The 15,873-nt window shown below is 33.5% G+C and carries 17 protein-coding genes; 8 read left to right on the top strand and 9 right to left on the bottom strand.

The genetic code is table 11. The features are described from left to right. Positions 1 to 45 precede the first annotated feature (45 nt). The 3 genes from QQM35_RS05415 to fakB1 all read right to left on the bottom strand — a co-directional run bounded on the left by QQM35_RS05415 (position 46) and on the right by fakB1 (position 2,967). On the bottom strand, positions 46 to 720 hold the full coding sequence (locus tag QQM35_RS05415; RefSeq protein ID WP_251519133.1) for a ComF family protein: 675 nt from the start codon (positions 718 to 720) through the stop codon (positions 46 to 48). Then, positions 713 to 1,795 (bottom strand): DEAD/DEAH box helicase family protein, encoded by a 1,083-nt coding sequence (locus tag QQM35_RS05410; RefSeq protein WP_342610577.1) that lies wholly within the window; start codon positions 1,793 to 1,795, stop codon positions 713 to 715. Before QQM35_RS05410 ends, QQM35_RS05415 begins: the two co-directional genes overlap by 8 nt. A gap of 308 nt (positions 1,796 to 2,103) precedes the next feature. Beyond that, positions 2,104 to 2,967 (bottom strand): fatty acid kinase binding subunit FakB1, encoded by an 864-nt coding sequence (gene fakB1, locus QQM35_RS05405; RefSeq protein ID WP_251519128.1) that lies wholly within the window; start codon positions 2,965 to 2,967, stop codon positions 2,104 to 2,106. Between the two features lie 169 nt (positions 2,968 to 3,136). On the opposite strand from fakB1, the gene QQM35_RS05400 reads away from it, so the two are divergent. Next, positions 3,137 to 3,778 (top strand): YigZ family protein, encoded by a 642-nt coding sequence (locus tag QQM35_RS05400; RefSeq protein WP_251519125.1) that lies wholly within the window; start codon positions 3,137 to 3,139, stop codon positions 3,776 to 3,778. A 223-nt stretch (positions 3,779 to 4,001) separates the two neighbouring features. Here QQM35_RS05400 and QQM35_RS05395 read toward each other — a convergent pair whose 3' ends face one another. Next, on the bottom strand, positions 4,002 to 5,051 hold the full coding sequence (locus QQM35_RS05395; protein ID WP_251519122.1) for a glycosyltransferase family 4 protein: 1,050 nt from the start codon (positions 5,049 to 5,051) through the stop codon (positions 4,002 to 4,004). 370 nt (positions 5,052 to 5,421) lie between these two features. Between QQM35_RS05395 and gdpS the strand changes: the two genes are divergently transcribed. From gdpS to pepT, 4 genes are all read left to right on the top strand, one after another. Further along, positions 5,422 to 6,492: a GGDEF domain-containing protein GdpS gene (gene gdpS / locus QQM35_RS05390; protein ID WP_251519121.1), complete on the top strand. Its 1,071-nt coding sequence runs from the start codon at positions 5,422 to 5,424 to the stop codon at positions 6,490 to 6,492. A gap of 246 nt (positions 6,493 to 6,738) precedes the next feature. Next, entirely contained in the window at positions 6,739 to 7,500 is a 762-nt protein-coding gene (locus QQM35_RS05385) for a threonine/serine exporter family protein (protein ID WP_251519115.1), read from the top strand. A 15-nt stretch (positions 7,501 to 7,515) separates the two neighbouring features. Beyond that, positions 7,516 to 8,016 carry a threonine/serine exporter family protein gene (locus tag QQM35_RS05380; RefSeq protein ID WP_251519113.1) on the top strand — a complete coding sequence of 167 codons (501 nt, stop codon included), beginning with the start codon at positions 7,516 to 7,518 and terminating at the stop codon, positions 8,014 to 8,016. 12 nt (positions 8,017 to 8,028) lie between these two features. Further along, positions 8,029 to 9,264 carry a peptidase T gene (gene pepT / locus QQM35_RS05375; RefSeq protein WP_251519112.1) on the top strand — a complete coding sequence of 412 codons (1,236 nt, stop codon included), beginning with the start codon at positions 8,029 to 8,031 and terminating at the stop codon, positions 9,262 to 9,264. Between the two features lie 256 nt (positions 9,265 to 9,520). On the opposite strand, the gene QQM35_RS05370 is transcribed toward pepT, so the two are convergent. From QQM35_RS05370 to QQM35_RS05360, 3 genes are all read right to left on the bottom strand, one after another. Continuing rightward, positions 9,521 to 10,645 (bottom strand): glycerate kinase, encoded by a 1,125-nt coding sequence (locus QQM35_RS05370; RefSeq protein WP_251519111.1) that lies wholly within the window; start codon positions 10,643 to 10,645, stop codon positions 9,521 to 9,523. A 243-nt stretch (positions 10,646 to 10,888) separates the two neighbouring features. Next, positions 10,889 to 11,209: a bacillithiol system redox-active protein YtxJ gene (gene ytxJ, locus QQM35_RS05365; RefSeq protein ID WP_251943286.1), complete on the bottom strand. Its 321-nt coding sequence runs from the start codon at positions 11,207 to 11,209 to the stop codon at positions 10,889 to 10,891. 158 nt (positions 11,210 to 11,367) lie between these two features. Continuing rightward, entirely contained in the window at positions 11,368 to 12,261 is an 894-nt protein-coding gene (locus QQM35_RS05360) for an EMYY motif lipoprotein (RefSeq protein ID WP_251519108.1), read from the bottom strand. Positions 12,262 to 12,379: 118 nt separating this feature from the next. Between QQM35_RS05360 and QQM35_RS05355 the strand changes: the two genes are divergently transcribed. From QQM35_RS05355 to QQM35_RS05345, 3 genes are all read left to right on the top strand, one after another. Continuing rightward, complete coding sequence (locus tag QQM35_RS05355) at positions 12,380 to 12,901, top strand: GrpB family protein (RefSeq protein ID WP_251519106.1); 522 nt, start codon at positions 12,380 to 12,382, stop codon at positions 12,899 to 12,901. A 144-nt stretch (positions 12,902 to 13,045) separates the two neighbouring features. After that, positions 13,046 to 13,966: a UDP-N-acetylmuramate dehydrogenase gene (gene murB, locus QQM35_RS05350; RefSeq protein WP_251519105.1), complete on the top strand. Its 921-nt coding sequence runs from the start codon at positions 13,046 to 13,048 to the stop codon at positions 13,964 to 13,966. A 16-nt stretch (positions 13,967 to 13,982) separates the two neighbouring features. Continuing rightward, a complete protein-coding gene (locus tag QQM35_RS05345; protein WP_251519104.1) occupies positions 13,983 to 14,297 on the top strand; it encodes a CHY zinc finger protein in 315 nt (104 codons plus the stop codon). A 69-nt stretch (positions 14,298 to 14,366) separates the two neighbouring features. Here the strand turns inward: QQM35_RS05345 and QQM35_RS05340 are convergent, their stop codons facing one another. Both QQM35_RS05340 and nrdF read right to left on the bottom strand, forming a co-directional pair. Beyond that, positions 14,367 to 14,690: a PH domain-containing protein gene (locus QQM35_RS05340; protein ID WP_251943291.1), complete on the bottom strand. Its 324-nt coding sequence runs from the start codon at positions 14,688 to 14,690 to the stop codon at positions 14,367 to 14,369. Positions 14,691 to 14,871: 181 nt separating this feature from the next. Further along, entirely contained in the window at positions 14,872 to 15,843 is a 972-nt protein-coding gene (nrdF, locus tag QQM35_RS05335; protein WP_251519101.1) for a class 1b ribonucleoside-diphosphate reductase subunit beta, read from the bottom strand. Positions 15,844 to 15,873: the final 30 nt, after the last annotated feature.

Genomic DNA, 15,873 nt, shown 5'->3' with positions numbered 1-15,873 from the left:
CCTCTTTATTGGTAATATTGCTTATCCTTATCATACCACTTAATACTACCGTGCAAAAGTAAATACATCTAATTTTCTGATTTTTCTAACAAATATTTTACACGCAGCATGATGAATCGTCAATCCAGTTGTATAAATATCATCTATGAGTAAAATGTTCTTATCATCTAGATCGATAGAATCGTTAATAAGGTGAAATGGATTCGGTTGTTGTGCTCGAGTAAGCTTATCTAATTCAGATTGCTTTGCCCGTAACTGTGTAGAAAGTAACCGATGATAACGAACACCTAAATGCTCCAACACCATTTCAACTGGATTAAAAGTACGCATTTGATCTCGTTCGATGGGTGAAGGAATAGGTATATTGTAATGATAATCTTGTTTCGGTAACTTTAATTTGTATGCTAATAATTCACTAAGCGCTACATCTTTTAAAAATTTATAGTTATGCAAGATTTCTTTCATAACACCATCATATCGATAATCACAATACAGTTGATCCATTAATTTGAATTTTTGAGCTAAAAACTGACAATCTAAACACTGTGTTTCCTTTATAGCTAATGTCTTTAAGCAAGTTGGACAGCAATTTGTCTTACTTATCCCAATTTCCTTCCATTGTGATTCACATTTACAACAAAGCTTTCGTCTTCTTTTAAAAAGATTTCGTGCGTGCAAAGTTTCATTAATGGCAGAATGACATTGTAAGCATCTATTCACGAACCCACCCCCGTTGAGTAGCAAGACGATTCATTTTCACGATTTCGCGTTTTGCTTTCATCATCTTTAACGTAATCCCTTCATGCAAAAACATAACAGACCCTGTAGGTGCATCGATCTTTCTCCCTACTCGACCAGCGATTTGTACTAGCGCACTGCTTGTGAATGTATGACTATTTAACACTAAGACGTCCAAACAAGCTTTAGTGAAACCACGTTCTAATATTGTAGTCGTAAATAATATTTGAATTGTTCCTTCCCTAAATGCTGCTACTTTGTCAAACCTTAGTGGATCTTCACTATAAACGTAATCCAGGTGTTGGATTTGAGTTTTATATACCTTATACATCTTTAACATTGAGTCTATATGATTGAAAAACACGAGGGTAAATCGTTGTTGGTGAATTTGTATATTGAAGTAGTTCGTTAATGTACGTTGGGGCTTGTTATAATTTACCTTAAAATATTTAAACCGAGGCTCAGGTAGTGGATAGCCATGATAACGTGCTGGAAGTCTAACGATGTGAGATTCTGTCATTTGTTGAACAAGGGACCGAGGCGGCGTGGCTGTCATATACACATGACAATGTTGGGGTTTTGAAGCGGAAGTGATATTTTGCATTAAATTCTCATCCATTGACAATGGAAAGGCATCTACCTCATCTACGACTATGAAATCGAAATGCGCTTTATACCGATATAGTTGATGTACAGTTGAAATAATAAAATGCCCATCATATTGCTGACTTTGACCTTGATAAAGTACATCTATATTCTCTTTCTTGAAAGCTTCTTTAACACGCTTCGCAACTTCTATCACGACGTCTACACGTGGTGAAACTATCGCGACATTATCACCACGTCTCCGTGCATACTGTATACTTTCAAAGATCATTTCAGTCTTCTCAGCACCTGTAACAGCATATAGCAATAATGGCTGATAGTGCTTAAGTGCCTTTAATATATGATTGGATGCAAATTGTTGTTGTTCTGTTAATTCGAAATCAAGTTGATAGTGTGCCAAGGATGGTTGTTGATGCGATTTCGTAATGATGATATCTGAAACGTTATCCATCCTTCCTAAATTGATACAATGTCTGCAATATACGATATGCTGTTTCTGAATCCTTGAATAATACTGATAAAATAGTTGTTGGTTTTGATTATTACACTGCACACAGAACCACTTTTCATCTACTCGGGTCACACCTTTCGATCGTGTGTGTATGATTTCATCAGTCAATGTTGAAATATCTGAAATTAATTTACCGTAATTTTTTATAATACTTTCCTCCAAAAAAAGAGATCAGCAACATCTATTGTTATTAGAAACATTACTTTATTTCTTAATAACGGATGTCATTACTGATCTCTATCTATATATTAATCAAGTCTAATTTTTCTACCAGTGTAACCTAAGCCCATTCCGCCTGAACCTAAATGTGCAGCGACAACTGGACCTAGTTTAGAACGATGTACACGATATTGCGGATAATTTTGTTGTAACTCGTTATACAACCAATCACTATCTTCAGTAATATCACCTTCTACGATATACAACGTTACTTCTTCGTAATCTTTAACGCGTTCTGTAACCTTTTCAATGATTGTTTTTAAAGCACGTTTTTTAGTACGTACCTTTTCCTCTGGGACAATGAGACCGTCTTGGAACTTTAACACGGGTTTCATTTTCAACATAGTACCTATCCATGCTTGTGCTCCTGAAATACGCCCGCTTTTTTGAAGATTTTTCAAATCATCTACCATTAAAATTGCTCCTGATACTTCTCGCATTGATTGTAACTCATTAATAATCGCTTGAGGCTCATAACCTTCTTCAATCATTTCTAAAGCTCGTAAAACGTACCCGCCTTCTATCATTGCAGCTAATTCAGAATCAAATGTGTGGATATTAATACCTTCAACGATATCAGCAGCTTGCGTAGCTGTCTGATAACAACCACTAATACCTGATGACAAGAATATTCCTATAACATCTGTGTAACCTTGATCACGGAAATATTCATAATGTTCAATAAACTCCCCTATTGCAGGTTGACTCGTCGTTGGAATGGACTTTGACGTTTTCATACGTTCATAAAATTCCGAGCTAGAAATTGCCCCATTTTCTGTATAATTATCACCATTATCAAACGTAACACTAAGCGGTGCAATTCTTATATCGTATTTATCTATTAAGTTTTGGGGTAAATAACTTGTTGAATCAGTCAAAACTGCGATTTTCATATATTATCCTCCTCAATTATCCTCACTACTATAATACAGTATAATGAATTAAAAGAAAATTCATATTTTATTTAATATATCAATGTACACAGTGTATAATGAACTACAATGAATCAGTGCGAACGATATCAATCTCATTCAATACTGAATAAAAGAGGTGAACAACAAAATGAGTGAACAATTAATCACAATTAAAGAAGCACATACAATTGAAAATGTTATTAGTAAATCACGTTTTATTGCACATATTAAACCAGTAACAACTGAAGAAGAAGCTAAAGCTTTTATAAATGAAGTCAAAGCTGAATACCGTGATGCCAACCATAATTGTTCAGCATATACAGTTGGAGATCAAATGAACATTCAAAAAGCGAACGACGATGGTGAGCCAAGTGGTACTGCAGGCGTACCGATGTTAGAAGTATTAAAGAAACTAGAAATTCATAACGTATGTGTAGTAGTGACACGTTACTTTGGTGGAATTAAACTAGGTGGTGGCGGTTTAATACGTGCTTATAGTGGTGCTGTACGCGATGTTATTTATGATATAGGACGCGTCGTTTTAAAACCAGCCTTACCAACAACAGTAACAGTATCTTACGATCTATCTGGCAAGTTAGATTATGAATTGGAAGCCACACCTTACTTATTACGTGATAAAGCTTACACAGATAAAGTAAGTTATCAAATCGATGTTGTAGAAACGGATTATGACCAATTTGTTGAATTTTTAAATCGAATCACTTCAGGTAACTACGAACTAAATGCAGATGATACATTACTCCTACCATTCGATATAGAAACTAAATAACAGCACAGGACTTAAAATCCTGTGCTGTTATTTTTATAGTTACTTTTATAATAAAATTTTATCTTTCAATCCGAAACCGAAATAATCCAATTTTCACCCTTAACAGCTGTTTGGGCCGACTCCCGTGGGATTAGCACGTGCCGAAGACTACAGGCTGAGGCTGTGCCCACGGAAAGCGTGCCCAAATACTTGAATACTTAATAACTTTTTCACAATAAAAAAATTATTCTTCATGACCTTTATTTTCGATCAACTTTAATAAAGGTCGATAGTTGTCGTCAATCAAACCTGTAAATTCCACAATCAACTCTATCGTAATCAGGATTAGGATGAACATCATCAGTACACCCCATGGTTGTGATAAATATAAAACGATACTCGAAAGACTAAACAATAAAGCAATCGAATATATTAACACAACCGTTTGTCGATGAGAGTATCCTAATTGTAGTAACTTATGATGTAGATGTGACTTATCTGCTTGCATAATATGCTGACCATTCTTCACACGTCTTACCATCGCAAACAATGTATCGATAAATGGTACTGCTAAAATAACAATTGGGAAGAATAAAGATGCAAAGGTAATATTCTTAAAACCTAATAAAGATAAGAATCCAATAATAAAACCAATTAATAATGCACCACTATCCCCTAAGAAAATTTTAGCCGGGTGAAAATTAAAGCATAGAAAACCTAATAAAGCTCCAATTAGTACACAGCAAATCATAATAATAAAAATATTCGCTTGTAACATTGCTATAAAACCGATTGTCATTAACGCAATCACCGACACACCAGAAGCTAAACCATCTAGCCCATCAATTAAGTTAATTGCATTCGTAATAGCAACAATCCAAATAATTGTAATAGGTACACTGAAAATTCCAAAGTGTATCGTCGGACCCATTGGTAAAGAAATAAAATCAATGGAAACGCCATAAATAACTACAATACTTGCTGCAATAATTTGACCTATTAACTTTAACACTGGTTGTAAATCATAAATATCATCAATTAAACCTACGACATACATAATGAGTCCACCTAATATAAGTGGCTTTACCTCGGTTTCAATAGGATGGCCTAGCCATATACCTATTAAAAATGATAATAATATTACGGTCCCTCCTAAAACTGAAATCGGTTTAGTATGAACCTTTCTAAAATTGGGTTTATCTACAATCCCAAATTTATGTGAAACTTTTATGATTAACGGTGTGATTATTAAACTGACAATCATCGTGTAAATAATTAATAATAATGTATACATCAGTTTCACCTTCAATAAAATAACCTTGATTATTTTGATTTTAATTTTTAGCATTTATTATATAATAATATTAAACGATTGCAAACACATTTCATATCATACTTACTGACCATTTTTAAAATTCAGCTTCGTTCGACATAAACTGTTCTCTCTTTCCTATTCATACTTATTTATAAAAATTAGAAGTAATACGAAAAATTCATCGTTAATTTTTTTATTTAATAATTCAATTGTGTTTTTAGTATAATAAAAAACTATTTTAACATGAAATCATTGTGAATTATAATGAAATTATTTTTGCATTTTGATGACAAATTGTAAGTTTTCACTTACAATAACTAGTGGTTTAATTAAAAGGAGCGTAAAGTAAATGTTTGAAGCAATTATTTATAATATCTCAGTGATGGTTGCTGGAATCTATTTATTTCACAGATTACAGTACTCAGAAAATAAAAAAATGGAATTTTCAAAAGCATATGTATTCGTATTAATGACGGTTCTAGCTTTATTATTATCATCTTATCCTATTTCAATTTTTAACGAATATACGCTTTATCTAACTTTCGTACCTATTTTATTTTTAGGTCGTTATACAAATCTAATTTATACAGTTATATCAGCTTTGATTATTTCTGTAGTCAATTATCTCATAGGTGATTATACATTAATTTCAAGCGTGATCCTTGTAGCTATTGCAATCATCTCTGGAGCCATAGGTCCATTTATCAAACAGACTGATGCCATTGCAATTCAAATACTTAATGCCATTTCGTTATGTATCCTAGCAATATTGTCGCTCATCAGTCCGTATTATGAATTAATGCAAGTGGTCTATCTCATCCCATTATCATTTATCTTAACAGTGACTTCATCAATTACCTTTATCGATAATTGGCATTTCTTTTCACTCGTTAATCGCTATGAAAATGAAGATCGTCTCGATTATTTAACAGGTTTAGGTAATGTTAAAGAATTCGACAGACATTTAAATGAAGTTACAAAAATCGCTGAAGATAATCATGAAAGTTTAGGGTTGTTACTTATTGATATTGACGGTTTCAAAGAAGTTAATGATTCTTACACCCACAATGCCGGTGATGCAGTATTAAGACAGATGGCTCAATTGTTAAAAAATTATGTGCCACAACAATTTAGTATTTATCGTAATGGTGGCGAAGAGTTCTCAATCGTTTTAAATAACTATTCACTTGATCAATGTGTAAAGTTAGGCGAAAGCATTCGAGAAGGTGTTTCCCAATCTACTTTCCACCTACCAAATAATGATGTCATTAAATTATCTGTGTCTATCGGTGTAGGATACATTACGCAAGAAGATCACAAGTCTCAACGTACCGTCTTTAAAATTGCCGATGACATGTTACACATGGCTAAAAATGAAGGTCGAAACAAAGTAATGTTTAACCCAATCGTTAAATTGTAAAATCAAAGTAAGACAATTGAAATAAATACTATCCGAAATTTGCGAAGCCAGTTGATCAAACCAAGATCAACTGGCTTCATTTTTTATTTAAACCCCTATCCTTCACTAGATAAGAGATATTGGATTCATTAATACGTGTTACGATATAATAAAAAATATAACTGACATAAAAATACTATTGCAAGTTATACTCGTACACTGTAAACTTTCAATTGTTCTATAATCAATTTAGGAGGTGGGTCGTCAATGTCTGATTCAATTACTATTATCGATGAAGATAAGGTAATAGATGTTGTTCTCATTGCTGGAAGAATATTACTCGAGAGTGGCGCCGAAACATATCGTGTAGAAGACACAATGAATCGTATCGCCGCAAGTTTTGGTCTAGATGATACATATAGTTTTGTTACTTCGACAGCAATCATCTTCTCATTAAATAATCGTACGAATACACGACTCATTCGAATTCGTGAACGCACAACGGATTTAGAGAAGATCGCATTAACTAATAGTCTCTCACGTAAAATCGCAAATAAAGAACTCGATATCGATGAAGCGAAAACAGAACTCATCCATCTTCATCACGCTTCGTTACAGTTCTCATCTATTTCAAAGTTCTTCGCCGCTGCGATTGCTTGTGGTTTCTTCCTCTTCATGTTTGGTGGTGTGATGCAAGATTTTATCTTTGCAATAATCGCTGGTGCAGGTGCATTCTTAACGTTTGATTTCGTTCAACGTTTCATCCAAATTAAATTCTTCTCCGAATTTATAAGCGCAACTGTCGTTATTACCTTAGCTGTTGGTGCCACTAAATTAGGTTGGGCCCAAGATGCGAATATTATAACCATTGCTGGGGTTATGCCGTTAGTCCCTGGTATCCTCATAACCAATGCAATACGTGATTTAATGGCTGGCGAATTACTTGCTGGTATGTCACGTGGCGTCGAGGCAGCACTTACCGCGTTTGCGATTGGTGCCGGTGTTGCTTTAGTATTATTAATATTTTAAGAAAGGTGCGTACATATGGTCTTTGGTTATTATTTTCTACAGTTTATCGTAAGTTTTTTAGCGACGATGATGTTTTCTGTCATATTTAATGCACCTCGTAAACTATTACTCGCCTGTGGTTTAGTTGGTTCAATGGGATGGATGATTTACAAACTAACCATCGATTTAGAAACGAGTGAAGTCGTGGCAGCATTCTTAGGAAGTTTTATTTTAGCTTTAATGAGTCATATCATGAGTCGACGTTATAAACGACCTGTAATTATTTTCATAGTACCAGGCATCATTCCTCTTGTACCTGGTGGACTTGCTTATGAAGCGACACGTTATCTTGTGAGTAGTCAATATACACACGCTGTGAACACGTTTCTAGAAGTTACCCTTATTTCAGGAGCGATTGCCTTTGGAATCTTATGTGCAGAAATTTGGTATTACCTTTACACGAAAATCAAACAGTATTTTGGCAAATTAAATGGCAAAAGATACAAAAAGTCTTATAATATGAATAATAGAGTGTAAGGGGTGTTATATATGAAAAAAGATTTAATAGAACGATTAACAAGATATGTAAAGATTGATACGCAATCTAATCCTGAATCGACGACTACACCATCAACGGAAAAACAATGGGATTTACTTAATTTATTAGATCAAGAATTAAAGGCATTCGGTCTTGAAACAGAACTAGACGACAATGGTTATTTATTCGCAACATTAGAAAGTAATGTATCACGCCCACTTCCTACAGTTGGTTTCCTGGCACACGTTGATACATCACCGGATTTTAATGCTTCAAATGTAAATCCTCAAATTATCGATAAATATGATGGTGAAACGATTCAACTTGGTGAAACGAACCGTACATTAACACAAGCACAGTTCCCCCTATTAAAAGCAGTTGAAGGTCATACATTAATGGTTACTGATGGCACTTCACTTCTAGGGGCTGATGATAAAGCAGGAATTACTGAAATTATGGAAGCAGTGAAATATTTAACTGAGCATCCTGAAATTGAGCACGGTCGCATTCGTATTGCCTTTACACCGGACGAAGAAATCGGTAAAGGACCACATGCCTTTGATGTCGAGCGTTTCGGTGCTGACTTTGCATATACTATGGATGGAAGCGAATATGGTGAGCTTCAATATGAAAGCTTTAATGCTGCAGAGGCAAAGGTAATATGTCATGGTGTTAACGTTCATCCAGGTTCGGCTAAGAACACACTCGTCAATGCCATTCTTTTAGGTCAACAATTCAATGCACTATTACCGCAAAATGAAGTACCTGAAAGAACTGAAGGCTACGAAGGGTTCTATCACTTAATGCAATTCCAAGGCGATGTAGAACGTGCACAGCTCCAATACATCATTCGCGACCATGATAAAACAAACTTCGAACTACGTAAAAAACGTATGATTGAAATTAAATCAGATATTAATTCACATTATGAAGACGACCCAATCGAAATTGAAATCAATGATCAATACTATAACATGGGAGAAAAAATTGAAGCACAACCCCATGTGATTGAAATTCCTAAACGCGTATTTAAAACTTTAGACATTCCAGCAAACACAGAACCCATTCGTGGTGGTACAGATGGTTCGCAATTATCATATAAAGGATTGCCTACACCAAATATCTTTACAGGTTGTGCGAATTTCCACGGCCCATATGAATATGCTTCTATTGATATTATGGAAAAATCAGTCGAAGTTATTCTTGGTATCGTCAAAGAAATAGCTAAAGATGATACTCTAGCATAGTTCAAAACATAAAACATTAGTCAATCTTATTAAGCCCATCAAAGAGATTAATTATCTAAAATCTTTTTGACGGGCTATTTTGATATCTACGATTTGTATTTTCCTTAGCTGTTGGGACGTGACTTTATCACACCACCTGCTCAATAAATCTTTTTAAAATAACATAGTTAAAATAAAAAACGATGACTTCTATGTACATTTTCATAGAAACCATCGTTTTTAATTTATTCCTGTCTTTCTACAATAAACCCTAGAATTATTTTTGAGGGTCAAACTGTGTCTTTAACAGTTTAATTGCTTGAACCATATAATGTCTGATTTGGATACCCATTTTAAAATCAGTATAGTGTTTTGGCATTTCCATAAAGGTATTAAACATAGACGTTACACCCATTGATTCAAATAAATCAAACTTATCATTTGTCGCACAAATTGCAATTGACGGTTTGTGATGTTTCGTTGCGAGTTCTGCAATGCGAATCGTCGTAGTTTCTAGTAATTGATCTTCCTCATTAACACCTTCACCGAACACAATTAAATCAGCTTGTTCAATCAGTGATTCTAAATGAGTAATTTGATCTACTAATTCATGACTTGTCATAATTTCTGCATTATATAAGCCATTTAAAACTGCGGCAACGCCACCCCCTGCGCCACCTTTTTCAATTGGACCTAACGCAAGTTGCAATTCACTTTTAAATATTTCACTTAAATACCAAATTAAATTGTCTATTTCTGATGCTTTTTCACGATCGAGTCCCAACGCTTCGTATGATTGCATAATTTCACTGTGTTTGCCATATAACTTACTTTCAAAGTCAGTCATGACCTGTAAGCGAACATCTTTTAACTTAGGATGTAAACCACTTGTATCCACTTTACGAATATATTTTAAAACTTTAGCACCTTGTCGAACATCTACTTCTCGTGCTTCATCATCGTAAAATTTCATACCTAACGCTTGCAACATGCCCGCACCTGCATCGAAACTATCCATACCGCCAAGTGAGATTACAATGTGTTTCGCATCCTTCTCTAATGCATCCACAATAATTTCTCCTAAGCCGTAACTTGTACGTTCATTAATCGGTTTATTCCCTTTCATAAACAAATTACTTTCGATTACAGTGGTTTGATCATCTGTAATACCGTATACTGTTTCTACTTGATTCATATCAGCATCGTGCGTTTGAATGCGATACTTTGTACCAGATTGCCATAAAAATACAAAATCCATTAATTCATGACGTCCGTTAAATAGTGGTACTTGTACAATATCCGCTTTATCTAATTGACTGGCTACCGCTTCTTCGGCATAACGGTTTGCTTGGTAACTTGAAATGATACCATTAAATTCATCCATTGCCACTAAAACTTTCATTATGTCACCTCAAATATTTGTTTAAATTACTATAAGCTATAAATTTAATATGGATCGTTCACCTTATCCTAAATCGTTTAGCAAAGTGCCGTTTTAATCCCAAATAACTTTCCTAAACATTGTTACATTTACACTGTATTATACATGGCAAATAAGATTTTTTCACATAATAAAGAAACGCTTGCAATACCCTTCTTTGCTTTCGAGTATAGCAAGCGTCCCTTAATTAGTTTATTTCGTTTATTATTCTTCAGCGTTAGCTAAAGATTTCACATTGATATCTTCGTGATTAGCATGCCATATAGCTTTACCTTTAACAAAGTAAAATGCTTGTGGCGATTCATGTTTGATGTCAGTTTTTTCAGCTATGTAGTCTGACAATTCTCTTTCTTGTTGTACTACTAAATAATAGCCATCCATATCTCTTTCATATAAAAATTTGTTAAATTGATCTATTGCATTTGAAGAAATTGGACATGTTTCGCTATGTTTTAATACGAATACATACTTATTTTCATCAATAACTTGTTCAAACTGGTCAATCGAACTCAGCTTTATAGCCATTCTATTCACCTCTAAAAATATTTAACACACTCACATTTAATAAGTGTGAAATCCCCTCAAAAAAATGTCGTATCACTGCTTACAATTATACACAAATACCTTTTTATTGTTAACCGTTTATTAAAAATCAAGTTCTATTATAGTGCTGTCACAGTATTTTATTCGTATTTAACTTTAATGCTTTGATACTTTTCCTTGAATGACTCGTTGTAATGCTCTAAATCTTCACCATTTTTCAATAATTTGTCTCGATTAATTTTATCAATCTTCTCGCCGTTTGCTATCGTTTCACCGCGTGTTTCATAATAATTTTGTAAACTGTAATACATTTCAATTGCATTTTTACGTGCATTATTTGCATACCCATCTTTTAACTCTAATTTATTTAATTCTCTAATTTGGTCTGTAATTAAAGGCATAATTTCGTCATCGATCGCTTGTTGAGAGCCGTGTGAAACAGAATCACCTAACGTATTTTCAGATTTTGCTTTTAATTTTTTGTTTGTTTCAGCTATTTTATGCTTTAATTTGTTCACTTCATCGCTTTCCCCTGCTGAATTGGCTCTTTTAATATCATCTTCAACAAAGGCTCTATTTTTTTCAAATAGTTTCGTATAATCTAAAATATCTTCATTTGCTTTAATAGATTGATTATATAAATCTACATAAGATTTAACTTCATATATAGCATCTTTTTTTCGATTAACTGTTTTCATATATTCTTTTTTTAATGTCTTCGTATCTTCTGAAGTTGCAGGTAACTTTTCCGCTGATTGTTTATATTCATCAAATTTCTTTATTAATTTTCTATTTACTTTGTTTTGGATATCATTAAACTCTTTTTTATTTTTATCAGTTAATTGCGATTCACTTAAATCGTTTAATCGACCTAATTGTATATCATCAACCGTATTCTGTAATTCTTGGTCTTTTTGCTCAACTTTGGCATATGACTCTTTAAACTTTTTAAAATCAGAGCCATTCCCATTTCCACATGCATTAAGTATGATTGCCACAGAAAATAATAACGTGATATAAACTATTTTTTTCATATCTGCACTCCTTATCAATAAGTATTATACATAAAGTTATTTATATTGGAAATCAAATATGATATATTGTTTCAGAATTTATAGTTGTTAAATTACTATTTGTGTAAGGAGACGTAACATGCACTCAAATATTCAAACTTTTATAACTGAAGATGACGATCAATACTTTGCAACTCAATATAAAACGATACGTCAAGTTCTATTTAATTTACTTGATACGCCCGTGCAAACAACCTTTCACATAGGAGGTACAAAGCATTTTAATTACCCGACCGAACCCATCTTAGATATATTAGTCGGTGTGAATAACCTGCACGATATAACTGCTTTAGACGAAAAACGCTTAAACTATGAAGGCTTTTACCGTTTACATCATCCTTATAAGAAGAAAGTGGTAATGGCAAAATTCAATAATTTAATTGATTTAAGACAAACTGTACGTTTACACATAATTCAAAAGGATTCACCGCTTTACAATGCATACCTAAATACTAATGAAGCACTATCAACAAAGCCCGAATTAGCAGAACAATTCGGACAACAAAAGCAACAAATCACACAACATGTGACGACGATACGTCCATATGAAAATCAAAAACAGCAACTATTTACCAAATTAGCCAAACGCTTAGGCACATAGTAGATAAGACATTTTCAAAATGTATTGACCTGTATTGGGTTTAAATGAATTTTTTATCGGTAATATAAACCATACTATTTAGCATATTTAATGAAACATTGCTATAATAAGACAACGAATTAAATATGAAAGGATGTTCTATAATTGCATAAAGATACGATCTTAAAAGAACTCGAAGCAATTATCCCAAAAGAAATTATAAAAGTTGATGAACCATTAAAACGTTATACATATACAGAAACTGGTGGGAAAGCAGACTTTTATTTATCTCCCACACAACATGAACACGTTCAAGAAATTGTACATTTTGCGTATAAAAACGATTTACCGGTCACATATTTAGGCAATGGTTCAAATATCATCATTAGAGAAGGCGGAATTAGAGGTATTGTTATCAGCTTATTATCACTTGATAAAATAGATGTATCAGATGATGCAATTATTTCAGGTAGCGGTGCAGCAATTATCGACGTTTCGCGCACTGCACGTGATAAAAGTTTAACTGGTCTGGAATTTGCTTGTGGTATTCCTGGCTCAGTCGGTGGTGCTGTCTTCATGAATGCAGGTGCATATGGCGGTGAAATCAAAGACTGTATCGATTATGCTCTTTGCGTGAACCATAAAGGTGAACTTATCACACTGACAAATAATGAACTCGAGTTAGATTATCGTAGCAGTGTCGTTCAAAAAGATGATCTCGTTGTAGTTGAAGCTGCGTTTACGTTAGAACCGGGTAACCAAGAAGAAATTCAATCAAAAATGGATGACCTCACTGAACGTAGAGAAAGTAAACAACCTTTAGAATACCCTTCTTGCGGAAGTGTGTTCCAAAGACCACCAGGCCACTTTGCTGGTAAATTAATTCAAGATTCCGATTTACAAGGTCATCGTATTGGTGGCGTAGAAGTCTCTAAGAAACATGCTGGATTTATGGTAAATGTAGACAAAGGAACTGCGACAAATTATGAAGATTTAATACATCACGTACAAAATGTCGTTAAAGAAAAATTTGACGTAGAGTTACATCCTGAAGTAAGAATCATTGGTCAGCACCCAGACGAATAACTAGGAGCGAAACATTTTGATAAAAATTAATGGCCCAACAGTAGATAACGAAAGTCGATGTATTCATTACCAAACACCTTTAGATATCATTGCAATTAAATTTAAATGTTGTAATAAGTATTATCCTTGCTACAAATGTCATGAAGCTAATGAAGATCATGACATTAAACGTTGGAAACATGAGGAATATGATGAAAAAGCTGTCCTTTGTGGCGTATGTCAATATGAAATGACCATCAATGAATATATGATGGTAGAAGCATGTCCGAAATGTAATGGCCATTTTAATAATCGTTGTAAATTTCACTATCATCATTATTTTTCAGTATAATTCAAGTTATAAAATAAGAAGCGAGACAGAAATCTATTTGAAGTTAATAGATTTCGAAGTCTCGCTTTTTTAATTTATTTGTTCATTTACATAGGATACAAATTTTTCTGCATCACCTTTTTTAATATCTTTCATAGGCATTGGTCCGATTTTAAATTTAAAGTGGATCACATTACCGTCGTAAGTAACTGATTCAATTTCATTGTAAGCAATACTTCGGTAGTAAAATTCTCCATTCATATCGACATTTAGAATCAACCTTTCGTTTGTCGCGATGAATGCACCTTCAAATTCCGTACTACCTTGAATTGAATATTCAATGGTACCGAGAACAGTTGGTCCTTTCTTTTCTGTTGGATATAAATCATTCGGATTGACATTATCCAAAACCATAAATAAACCCCTCCCACGCTGTCTTTTTAACTATTATACATGTTGTAATACCATAAATTAATTTAGTTGCTTAAATTTTTATATCTTCTAATCTTTAAGAAGTCTTCGCTTCGATAATGATTATGAGTATAAAAATAGACCGAGAAGTCATATCGCTTCTCGGTCTAAAAAAATTATTAACTTATTTATCATCAAATACGAAGTCTTCATCACGTAATGCTTCTACATTTAAAGCAAGTGTATAACCATCACCTTTAACTGAGAAGAAATCATGGTTTTTCGTTGAAGTATCCAATGCGTTTTCAATGATTGGATTGAATTCTCTTTCTTCAAAGTAAGGTTCAAAGCCTAAATTAGATAAAGCTTTGTTTCCGTTGTAACGAACATAGTTAAGTACATCGTTCGTTAACCCGATATCATCGTAAAGTGACTGTGTATATGAAACTTCATTTTTATATAAATCATCTAATAATTTATACATTTCTTGATCTGCACGTTGCTTTTCACTTTCAGATAGCTCATTACGTAAACTTTGTGCATCCATACCTGTGAATACACCGTGAATAGATTCGTCTAATAAAATCTTACGAATAATTTCACCAGAAGTTGTCATTTTACCTTGTCCAGCAAGGTACAGTGGATAATAGAAACCTGAATAGAATAAAAATGTTTCTAAAAACACACTTGAAACTCGAGCCATATATTGATCAAAGATTGAAGCTTCTTTTGACCATAATTTGTGATAGTTCTCGATAATTTTATCTGATTTATATTTTAAATGTGGCTCTTCAATTACCCATTTATCTAATAAATAGTTTGTTTCACTTGATGGTAATAATGTCGTGAATATATGAGAATAACTTTTTGCATGAATTTGTTCCATCATAGCCATAAATGAATACACTGCTTTTTTACGTAAATCCGTAGTATGCAGCATGATAAGTGGCATACCATCATCTGCTTGGTGTGTATCTAAACCAGTTAAACCTGCTAATGCTTTTTTGAAAGCATTTTTCTCGGCATCGGATAATGTTTTCCAACTTGCGATATCTTTAGATACTTTAAACTCTGTTTCAACCCACATTTGTGATATATTTTGTCGCCAAAACATATTCGTCATATCTTCTTGCGTATTCCAATTGACTGCTTTCATGATTGAAAATGTCTCCTATTCGGTAAAATT

This window comes from Staphylococcus hsinchuensis, assembly GCF_038789205.1.
In the GTDB taxonomy this organism is placed as follows: Bacteria; Bacillota; Bacilli; order Staphylococcales; family Staphylococcaceae; genus Staphylococcus; species Staphylococcus hsinchuensis.
Note: the sequence above shows the minus strand (reverse complement) of the source record. Positions and strands in the feature narration are given on the sequence as shown.

Coding starts and splice junctions, on each gene's coding strand:
- QQM35_RS05410 (WP_342610577.1), bottom strand. CDS start 1,795: ATGGATAACGTTTCAGATATCATCATTACGAAATCGCATCAACAACCA.
- fakB1 (WP_251519128.1), bottom strand. CDS start 2,967: ATGAAAATCGCAGTTTTGACTGATTCAACAAGTTATTTACCCCAAAAC.
- QQM35_RS05400 (WP_251519125.1), top strand. CDS start 3,137: ATGAGTGAACAATTAATCACAATTAAAGAAGCACATACAATTGAAAAT.
- QQM35_RS05395 (WP_251519122.1), bottom strand. CDS start 5,051: ATGTATACATTATTATTAATTATTTACACGATGATTGTCAGTTTAATA.
- gdpS (WP_251519121.1), top strand. CDS start 5,422: ATGTTTGAAGCAATTATTTATAATATCTCAGTGATGGTTGCTGGAATC.
- QQM35_RS05385 (WP_251519115.1), top strand. CDS start 6,739: ATGTCTGATTCAATTACTATTATCGATGAAGATAAGGTAATAGATGTT.
- QQM35_RS05380 (WP_251519113.1), top strand. CDS start 7,516: ATGGTCTTTGGTTATTATTTTCTACAGTTTATCGTAAGTTTTTTAGCG.
- pepT (WP_251519112.1), top strand. CDS start 8,029: ATGAAAAAAGATTTAATAGAACGATTAACAAGATATGTAAAGATTGAT.
- QQM35_RS05370 (WP_251519111.1), bottom strand. CDS start 10,645: ATGAAAGTTTTAGTGGCAATGGATGAATTTAATGGTATCATTTCAAGT.
- ytxJ (WP_251943286.1), bottom strand. CDS start 11,209: ATGGCTATAAAGCTGAGTTCGATTGACCAGTTTGAACAAGTTATTGAT.
- QQM35_RS05360 (WP_251519108.1), bottom strand. CDS start 12,261: ATGAAAAAAATAGTTTATATCACGTTATTATTTTCTGTGGCAATCATA.
- QQM35_RS05355 (WP_251519106.1), top strand. CDS start 12,380: ATGCACTCAAATATTCAAACTTTTATAACTGAAGATGACGATCAATAC.
- QQM35_RS05340 (WP_251943291.1), bottom strand. CDS start 14,690: ATGGTTTTGGATAATGTCAATCCGAATGATTTATATCCAACAGAAAAG.
- nrdF (WP_251519101.1), bottom strand. CDS start 15,843: ATGAAAGCAGTCAATTGGAATACGCAAGAAGATATGACGAATATGTTT.